This is a genomic window from Klebsiella sp. HMSC16C06 (assembly GCF_001808325.1).
In the GTDB taxonomy this organism is placed as follows: Bacteria; Pseudomonadota; Gammaproteobacteria; order Enterobacterales; family Enterobacteriaceae; genus Klebsiella; species Klebsiella variicola.
This window is the reverse complement of sequence record NZ_KV793015.1, coordinates 1-8,934: the sequence shown is the minus strand read 5'-3', so window position 1 is coordinate 8,934 and position 8,934 is coordinate 1. Positions and strand designations below refer to the sequence as shown.

Sequence of the window (8,934 nt, the reverse complement as noted above, 5' to 3'; positions counted from 1 at the left end):
GAAAGCCCGGCGTAGCCGGTTACCTGGCTATAAATTCTGCCACCCTCCCCCCTTCCCTTAAGGTCAGCCGGAAGGGCAAGGATGGATGTTATAGGCAACTCCGGGATGAGGGAAATCTGATTTTTGAATTCAACAGATAATGAGGGCGACCACAGCATCCCACTTATTGTCTTTATTTCTGCACACGACTATTTCAGCTTCTGGCGCGCGCTGGAAATTGAGTCAGATGACGCGATGTCTCCCTTACGTGTTATCGAAACCCTGACGACCCAAACTTTCAGCCCACCACTTTTTGCCGCCCTTTGCAGTCCTAACCTTATACTGGCTGCACAGCGCCTCGCCACGTACAAAAAGCTTGTCTGTCCAATGGAACTAATACTGGATGTTGGACGAGAGGGAGATTTGACGGTATCTCCTCGCTGGCTGACGCTTCAGCCCGAGGCTCCGCTGTCACTACAAATCGCGGAAATCGCCCTTTTTTGTGGTTTGCCAGACTCGCAACCCGCGAGCCTGTCCGCGCACATCGTGTGGTACTGTCAGACAGTCTTCCCGAATCCGATGCCCGACGCTATGAGAAATTCTTCGGTACCAGCATCATAAAAGGAAGCGTACCTTCCATTACTTTCACCGCCGGGGATGCATAAAGGCCATTTCTTACCGTCAGTGAAGGTATGTGGCAGGTATTCGAGCCTGATCTCCGACTGAGACTAAGTAAACTTGAAGCAACCTCCGCAACAGCAGAACGGCTAGGGGCCATCCTGCTGGAGCTGCTATCGGGAATTACGGCCACGATAAAGAATGCGGCAAGAGGGCGATCCCCTGCAAGCTGGTAAGCCCCCAGTACAGAACCGTAGTCAGGTCCAATCCTCATAGCCGCTGTCATGGATCCAGACGATACCACCGGGGCAATCATCTTCGTAGAACCATAGATGCTCACCTCTAGTTTCCCACTCTCCTTCTGTTTTCGGGAAAGCCGCATCATAACGGCTGATTAGTTCATCAACACTACCCTGCAAAAATTCACCATGCTTACCTAGCCTGATCTTGCCTGTTTCTAAAAGCATACGTAGCAGATGAAGGAAAAATTCTTTTCTCTGATTAAAATTGAAATCTTTTTCACTGAATCTTTCTGGAGGTGTCACGTACCATACTGTACTGATAGAACACCCTTCTAAATTTTCTTTATATTCAAGTAATTCTTTGCATGTCGCTTTCATAAATATCACCTAAACTTAATCTCGATAGGTTTTTTTGACTTACCTTGCAGGTTACTAACTTGTTCATTATTGATGATATCTATCGTCCATCTAGCTTTCGTTTTATCCTTGCTGCTCGAAAACTCCCTAAGGTTGATGATCATTCCGTCTTGCTTAGCAACATAGATTATTGTCCCTAAGGGGCTGCGGATGTTTTCCTGGACTGTTATGTTGTGATCCCAAGATGCTGCCAGTACTTCACCGGACTCATTGCACCTACTATTCGCATGAGTGAGTCCGGTTTCACTGCCTCAAAGACTTGTGCACTTCGCTATACTGGCTTAAAAGGCACGCCCCAAAGCACTGCCTTCTTCTATTAAAAATATCATTTATTACAAGTCAAAAAATTCATTTATACTTTCAGTTTCATTTTTGATAGTTACGGACGAATTGACATATAAATGCTGATAAATCTCACGAACTTGTTTTATGAAAGCATCAAGCGCAATATCAAATAAATCCATCCTATTAATTAAAAGAATTAAGCTGATTTGACTTATACCATCTTTGGTTACTGTAAATATTTCCTCTGGGAGGGATCTGGAATTTTCATGTGAAAATAAAATATTAGTTACAATATTGTACAAATCATAATACATTTCATTTTCGAAAAAAGCTATCCAGCTCATGAAAGTCGTTGAGTAATTAAGTGCCTGGACACTATAATTTCCGTTATTTATTACAACTTGAGCAGTAGAATCCACAAAAAACTCCCTAAACAAATCCTTGTAATCAACTATTTCCATATCATTCCACTTATGGATCTTATAATGTTCACACAAAGGTATTACAAGATTTTTTTTACAGTCTATCTCATCTGTTTCTTGTAGGAATGAGATTGTATTATGATATCTATAATTGTTTTGTTTTATGTCTTCCATTATGAGATTATAAAACTTGGGTTTTTTATCAGAGGATATATTTCTTATGAATTCAGCGGCATGATATTCCTGAATTGACTTATGAATAAAAATATATTTATTGTAGCCCTCTCTCTGTATAAGGCACGTAACATCAACAAAGTCGACAGCTAAATTTTCGGGGCCACAATTGTCATGTTTACCTTTCAACTGCATTGATGCTTTAGTGAATTCAATTAAAGTTTGCTCAGTAAAATCGTAACTATTTTTGAAAATTGAATAAAAGCATAGAGCGCAGAAGCAATCGTAAGCGTCATTGTGACTCAATGACGATGATTTTTCGCGGTCGAAATTCTTTACCTTATCATGTCTTAAATATAAAGTCATGAATAGGTTTGAATAAAACTCAACAGTGTTGTTTGGTATTATATCCATATAAGGATAGCAAACGTGAAACAAGGTAACCAATATTGGTGATGTCATCACCGATACTAAGTTTTTATTATTTCGTATTGTTTCCTTTATTTTTGGGAGTTGCTCTATATCTATACTGTCATTATTTGAGTTTAACTTCTCAATGATAGAAAGAATATCGTCTTCAACAAGCAACTGGACTTTAAAATTAACAATTGATGGCTCGCTGCATATTGCGGTCCCAGGTCTCGTTGTGGTTATTATTTGTAAGTTGTACGTTAAATTCAGTCTGACAATTTCGTGGAGAATTGTGTTTTTTCTTTCAGAATTAATTTCGTCAAAGCCATCTAACATCAGTATAATTTTGTTACTTGCAAGAAGTTCTTCAACTTCAATATCCGATGGTTTTAAACTTAAGTTTACTAGTATATTTTGAAGTGATTTACGTATACCTTCATCACTAACTTTACGAAGTTCTATAAAAAATGGAATTTTGTTCCCATTAAATAGTTGTTCAACAAATATTTTTCGTAAAATTGTACTCTTACCTTGACCAGCTATTCCAATAATATTAGTTATTTTTTCATTCTCTATGTAAAATCCATCTTTCACTAATTGTGAAGAAGAGTTAGGTATAACACCTCGAATTCTTAAAGGATGATACATATCCTTCAGCTGTACATCATATTCTGAACTGTGAATAGTTCTTAAACTAACTACCCGTGAAACATGTTTTTCAAGATAGTTAATATATGCTCTACTATTTAACTCTCTTACTAATCTGCGAGCGTTCAGATTTGTTCTGTCCCAGAGTGCAAACACTCTGTTGAACAATTGAGTTGTGGCAACTGTAATACCAGCTTTCGTTAACTCTTGAATTATGTCCATAAATTCACCATTTTTTATTTATTATCCTAAAAAAAAACAGTCATTTCAATGGTATGTTTTCATAAACTCTTCTTGTGATTTTAACCAAAAGCTAAGAACCGTTTACCACTGGCAGAGCTGGTGGGATGATCGGGCGATAACCCTGCGTATCCGGGAAATAGCGGAAACCCGGATCCGCTAAGGTTGCCCGCGTATTCATATTCAGCTGCGGCGGGAAGGCTGACCTGTTAACCACAAGAAAACACACCGGATTTACTGTCTGGAAGGCCTCAACCTGCGCAAAAAAGCGCCCCTGCGGGCATGTCAGTGCAGCACATCGTCAGCAACGTCCGGTCCTGACCGGTGTCGATCAGTGCTGGAGTATGGATTTCGTGTCGGATAACCTGTTTAATGGACGACGTTTCCGGGCGCTGACTGTAGTGGATAATTTTAGTCGGGAGTGTGTGGCAATCCATGTTGGAAAATCGCTGAAAGGCGAGGATGTGGTCAGCATAGTGGAAGCATTACGGGTGCTGGATAAACGCCTGCCGGTACGTATCCAGACGGATAACGGCAGCGAGTTCATCTCGAAAAGCCTGGATAAATGAGCGTATGAGCAAGGTGTCACGATGGACTTCTCCCGTCCCGGGAAACTGACCGATAACCCGTTTATTGAGTCATTTAACGGCAGCCTGCGGGACGAATGTCTGAACATTCACTGGTTCCTGTCACTGGAAGATGCGCATGACAAACTCGACAACTGGCGCAGGGAATATAATCATGAGAGAACGCATTCATCATTAAATGACATGACTCCGGCTGAATTCATCCGAACTCTCCGGAAAGACGAAGATCTCTGATTTAGCACTGCACTGAATTTAGGCCAGGGTCAGAAGCCGGTTATTCCTGATTATGACTGGAGTATATTCGGGGCTAGGGTCATAACAAAGTTATTTCTGATTCGCTTTTCGTTCCATTTGGGAGATAGGTGTGAGCAGTTATAATTAGCTCACCTTTCGAACCTGATTTGACAATAACAAGGACCGCGAAGTTTGCCCCAACTTTTTTATCCTGAACAATTTGAAGCATGGATCTGTCGTCCTTACTGCTGGGGTACGGTTCAAAAGACGGGTGGGAGTGCCATTCACCGATATAGTTAAATATCTGATAATTATGGCCTGTTTCGTTAAAAAATTTACTGAACCCACTGATTGCTTCATCAAGCCGTCTGACAAAGTAGGCAAATGCACCACAACGATGTACTGTCATTTCACGTACTATAAATTCATTAGGTCCAATATGTTCCCCCATTAAAACCCCACCAATTTCGCGGCGCCCGGCTTTAGATAGAGCGTCCATTATAACTGCCTGTTGTTCAGCCGGAAGTATCAGGTTCAGCACGTTCCTCTCCTTCATAAATTTGCAGTATCGCTTGTAGGGCAGCTAAACGATCCTCCTCACTGACGCTTGTGTCATCGGTATCCCATCCAGCTCCAGACACATGGACTGGATGCGTGTCAAAAGGTTGCTCAAAAATCCACTCACAACGCATGCCGAGTAAATATAGAGAGTAAGGGAATACGCTGGGATCTCTTGATAATGCTGTATCAATAGCAAGCCTGGTTAGTGCTGTAGCGATAAATCCAACATCACTGTCATATGCGGTCAGAGGCTGTTCTTCACTGCCATCGTAATTTTGGGCGCTATCAAAAGGCGCTTTAGGAAGAGTTGAAAGATGACTATAAAATGCGTCGCGAACGGCCAAAGGGTTTGGGTCATAACCCGGGCGGGAACGAGCAATCATTCCCCCGTACCCTCCTGCAAAGATTTCCCCCCAACACAGCGGTATCTTATAGCGTTTCGCAAGAGCGGATAACTGAAGAAAAACCTCGGGGTTTGCTGTTGCGTCAATAAGCAGATCGCATTTTGAAAGGTCATTAAGGATAGAAGCCATAAATACCGAGGATTCTTGTCCCGCCAGACGAATAATACTTTCATCTACTTCAATACCCGCAGAAATCAGTGAAAGTGCACTTTTTACGCCCTCAACTTTATGTTTGCCAACATGATTCCAGTACAGCTCGTGACGCACTATATTGCTGGTAGCTAGGTAATCATCATCAACTAACAAAAATCGCTTTATTCCTGACCGGGCAAGCGATGTTGCGATTTTACTACCCATTGAGCCTAGGCCAATTATTCCGATTCTGATCTTCGTCAGCCGTTGTGATTCCTTTGATAACCTAAGCTCTGTGGATGAAGGCCAAATAATACTGAATTCGTGTATGGTGGGTTCATCACCAGGGTTAAGGTAAAAAGTTCTCAATGACAAGCCATCTCGACCTAGTAACACTATCGTTCTGGCCTTGTACTTATTATCTTCCTGAACCAGAATGTCTACTGTATCAAAGCCCTCATTTGTTATCGCCTGAATTAAATCTTCTGCAGATTTAATTTTCAATTTCAAGTCAAATCCTTCACTTTTGAACACCCATCCTTCTCCGGATAGTGAAAGTAAGTAAGTGAGTGATCCAAGACTTTGTGGAACGTCTTCGACGTTTTTTAAATTATTATCTACATCGGAAATCTGAGTGATGAATGTTACAGCCTTGTCAGAACTGAACAGGGTAGCTGTTTTTAAACTGGCGCTGGATAGAGGGGGGAGATTATTCCAAGCTTCCATGATATCGGTGGTTAGTATTAAGCGCCGGATCCAACCCCGCAAAATCTGGCCTTCTGTTAAACGATGTGCTGAAGGGACTGAATTTGGTAGTTCGGGATGCTGCTCTGTATTCAGTAACTCAAATGCACTGAGTACCATATCCGCCCCGGTTATGTCAGGCTGCCAGTTATCAGCTCGCCATTGCAGACACAGTGACCCCCCTTCACCATATTGGTGGTTTGACCACCTTTCGGAACGGTCTCTGGGACGAATATAGGGTGGAGAATCTGGAAACGAATCAGGATAAGTCATCTTCCCTTCATAAATACGACCATGAATAGTCATATTTATTTCCACTGACAACTTACCATCACTTTGAAAGCGCAGAGCCATATTTAGCCATTCATGCTCACTCTCAAGGCGTTTGAGCTCCTTCTGCTCATGCAAAAAGCGCGCAGGATTCTCCAGTAACCAACTCATCATGCAAACCCCGCTGATTTATTAGGTGTGACGGGGTGAGCGGGGAAGGATAGATATGCCGATGCGCTGACAGCTGGGCGCATGAGAGATTTGGACATGTTGGTGTCCTGAGCGATTTCTGTACTGAAATAATCAGTGTTGAAAACATTATCCCAGGCAAGCGCGGCTTTTTCACGAGTGCAATTATACTCTTCAAGCACTTCAAGTGCATTTAGCGCCTCAGTTAGGCATTCTTGAAAGAAAATAACGGCCTCATCATTTTCTTCTGCAAGATTCTTATCTGCAAACACTGGATGCTCTATGCGCTGGCTATATGTCAGCCGAGATTTGATGACCTTCCACGTTTCACGTAAAGCATCATCATCTCGGCCAGCCTGACAAACAAAATGATCTACAACTAATTTCGAAATACAAATACCGCTTGTGGTTTTCTTTTTCCATGAGGTACGGGAGCGAGCCATTTTCTTGGTCAGCTTTGTAACACGGCGAAGTTGGCTGGTATCAGCCTGACCAGTTTTAAGCTCTGAAGCAACAGCATTGTTATACCACCGTGTAACCTTACGGGCATCAGATTTAGTCCACTCATCGCCACTGGCGAGCTCATATTCAGTTGTTTCGTTACCCCAAAAGTCCTTTGTGATAAATGAACGGTATACTGGGATATCGATGTGATAACCATCAGGGTAGAGTTGGCGGACGCAATTTGTCTTGACAACGGCATCATAGGCCAGCCTGTCGTCTTTCAACGCTTTTCGAACTAGCTTTCGTGCATCCTGCGCACCAAGATAATTACCGTCTCCATCTTTAAGGTCTTCTTTGTTGAAATAAATTCCGTCATCGATGTCGTAATCACATAAATCGTCATGCACCATGGTGCGCATTGCATAAGAACCTTGAGAGCTAAAGTCTTTTGGCAATGGATGGGATAAGCGAATCAGGCCATTTTCGAGCCGTTTTCTTCCATTATCACGACGGTCACGCATTTCAGACTGGTCGGTATTTGACAGAGTTACTTTTTCTGAATGATACCCTTTCATTTCTTTATTGCAGTTAATTAACGTCATGCTGATCTCCCAGAGATTTAGATTTAATCGACAGGGCGGTTCGAAATTCTTTCATGTGATTATTCGATTCGGCCAGAGCCCATGCGTGATCAACGTCGGACACTGCCTGCCGGGCTAATGCATTTAGTACTCTTGGGCGTGCGTCATCCATATTTTCGAGGTATTTGTGTAGCTCCCCAGAGGGGCACTGAGCTGGCATTCTGTATGCAAAACTGCCATTGCCTCTCAACTCGGCAATTTTCCGAGCCATATAATCGCAAGCAACCGCCTGGGCATTCATACTCGCAGTGATTGCTTTGAGGCCGGCAGACCATCCCAAAGCACCACGGTGCAGCATACTGCTACTGGCAAGTTCCTCACCTCCCTGGACAGGAAGAGTGCCCAGCATGAATAAATGCACAGGGCGTTCAGTCTCGCCCCTGCACTGGAGAATTTCATGGGCTTCTATCATACCTACAGCACCTGGATTATTAGCCCAGAGCCCACCGTCAATGTAATCGACGATTGCTCCGCCAGAGCCTGGCTCCTCAAGGCGTGCAATTGATCGGAGGATAGGTGCAGCACTAGTTGCCATACATACATCAACCAGTAGTCGATCATTGTCTCGTCCATTTAGGCGAGCCATATGCGGTGTTTTAAATACAGTTGAGGAGTGACGATTTAAATCTAAAGTAGTGATGGCTAAACCGATCCCGCGGCGTTCATAAACTTTGCCGATAGTTTCTTCACCAAAGGTATCTTTAAGAACTTTGCGTAAGGCAAAGTCACCTGAAGCTAGTCCTGAGCATAACCCGCGAACGTATTTACCTACAAAAGGAAGGGCACGAAGTCGCTGCCGTGGGAAAATATCTTTACCGTAAGTCTGGTAAAGCTCAAGAACCTTCTCAAGATGAATACCAGAGGCTAATGCGCAGGCAACGATCCCTCCTGTACTGGTACCTACCAGTAGATCGAAGGCAGAACCTGGGTCAGACTGTTTAAAACCTGTCTGACTTAGCCTTTGAGAAAAAGTCTGTAAGTACGTGGCCTGATAAACACCACGCATTCCACCACCGTCTAAGCACAAAACACGAAATGGGTTCATTTGCACTATATATGCCAAAGGAGAAATGGGTTAATTACTATATATAGTGATTTCAACCTTTTTTCAAGTCATGCTGGATATAATCACATACTGTGACCTGCACCCCGTTAGTTAACACTAAGTGCTGTGGGCTACTTCCGTTCTTGGCACAAAGCAGACGTTAAGACTTACAGCATCGGGAAACTTCTGGATGCCGCGTCAGCGGCATGGAGGCGCCAGATGAGGTTACATGTGTCTGTGGAGTCAA

The 8,934-nt window shown here is 43.1% G+C and carries 7 protein-coding genes and 1 pseudogene; 2 read left to right on the top strand and 6 right to left on the bottom strand.

Annotated elements, in window-relative coordinates; genetic code table 11:
- Nucleotides 1-123 precede the first annotated feature (123 nt).
- Nucleotides 124-600: an AraC family transcriptional regulator ligand-binding domain-containing protein gene (locus tag HMPREF3142_RS28550; protein WP_077143830.1), complete on the top strand. Its 477-nt coding sequence runs from the start codon at nucleotides 124-126 to the stop codon at nucleotides 598-600.
- A gap of 254 nt (nucleotides 601-854) precedes the next feature.
- On the opposite strand, the gene HMPREF3142_RS22365 is transcribed toward HMPREF3142_RS28550, so the two are convergent.
- Nucleotides 855-1,217, bottom strand: a complete 363-nt coding sequence (locus tag HMPREF3142_RS22365; protein ID WP_015632534.1) for a DUF596 domain-containing protein — start codon at nucleotides 1,215-1,217, stop codon at nucleotides 855-857.
- Between the two features lie 371 nt (nucleotides 1,218-1,588).
- The gene (locus HMPREF3142_RS22360; RefSeq protein WP_015632533.1) at nucleotides 1,589-3,418 is read right to left on the bottom strand and encodes an NACHT domain-containing protein; all 1,830 of its coding nucleotides are present in this window, start codon (nucleotides 3,416-3,418) and stop codon (nucleotides 1,589-1,591) included.
- A gap of 61 nt (nucleotides 3,419-3,479) precedes the next feature.
- Here HMPREF3142_RS22360 and HMPREF3142_RS28545 point away from each other — a divergent pair.
- Nucleotides 3,480-4,257 (top strand): annotated as a pseudogene (locus tag HMPREF3142_RS28545) (IS3 family transposase); the annotation flags it as partial.
- A gap of 79 nt (nucleotides 4,258-4,336) precedes the next feature.
- On the opposite strand, the gene HMPREF3142_RS22350 reads toward HMPREF3142_RS28545, so the two are convergent.
- Genes HMPREF3142_RS22350 through HMPREF3142_RS28540 form a run of 4 tightly spaced genes read right to left on the bottom strand, consistent with a single transcriptional unit; the run spans nucleotide 4,337 to nucleotide 8,687 of the window.
- On the bottom strand, nucleotides 4,337-4,798 hold the full coding sequence (locus HMPREF3142_RS22350; RefSeq protein ID WP_032433950.1) for a M67 family metallopeptidase: 462 nt from the start codon (nucleotides 4,796-4,798) through the stop codon (nucleotides 4,337-4,339).
- Nucleotides 4,773-6,542, bottom strand: coding sequence for a ThiF family adenylyltransferase (locus HMPREF3142_RS22345; protein ID WP_070612630.1), 1,770 nt, complete (start codon nucleotides 6,540-6,542; stop codon nucleotides 4,773-4,775). Before HMPREF3142_RS22345 ends, HMPREF3142_RS22350 begins: the two co-directional genes overlap by 26 nt.
- Complete coding sequence (locus HMPREF3142_RS22340) at nucleotides 6,539-7,603, bottom strand: cyclic GMP-AMP synthase DncV-like nucleotidyltransferase (protein WP_070612628.1); 1,065 nt, start codon at nucleotides 7,601-7,603, stop codon at nucleotides 6,539-6,541. The genes HMPREF3142_RS22345 and HMPREF3142_RS22340 overlap by 4 nt, the downstream gene beginning before the upstream one ends.
- Nucleotides 7,590-8,687, bottom strand: a complete 1,098-nt coding sequence (locus HMPREF3142_RS28540) for a patatin-like phospholipase family protein (protein ID WP_015632529.1) — start codon at nucleotides 8,685-8,687, stop codon at nucleotides 7,590-7,592. Before HMPREF3142_RS28540 ends, HMPREF3142_RS22340 begins: the two co-directional genes overlap by 14 nt.
- Nucleotides 8,688-8,934: the final 247 nt, after the last annotated feature.

Coding starts and splice junctions, on each gene's coding strand:
- HMPREF3142_RS22365 (WP_015632534.1), bottom strand. CDS start 1,217: ATGAAAGCGACATGCAAAGAATTACTTGAATATAAAGAAAATTTAGAA.
- HMPREF3142_RS22360 (WP_015632533.1), bottom strand. CDS start 3,418: ATGGACATAATTCAAGAGTTAACGAAAGCTGGTATTACAGTTGCCACA.
- HMPREF3142_RS22345 (WP_070612630.1), bottom strand. CDS start 6,542: ATGATGAGTTGGTTACTGGAGAATCCTGCGCGCTTTTTGCATGAGCAG.
- HMPREF3142_RS22340 (WP_070612628.1), bottom strand. CDS start 7,603: ATGACGTTAATTAACTGCAATAAAGAAATGAAAGGGTATCATTCAGAA.
- HMPREF3142_RS28540 (WP_015632529.1), bottom strand. CDS start 8,687: ATGAACCCATTTCGTGTTTTGTGCTTAGACGGTGGTGGAATGCGTGGT.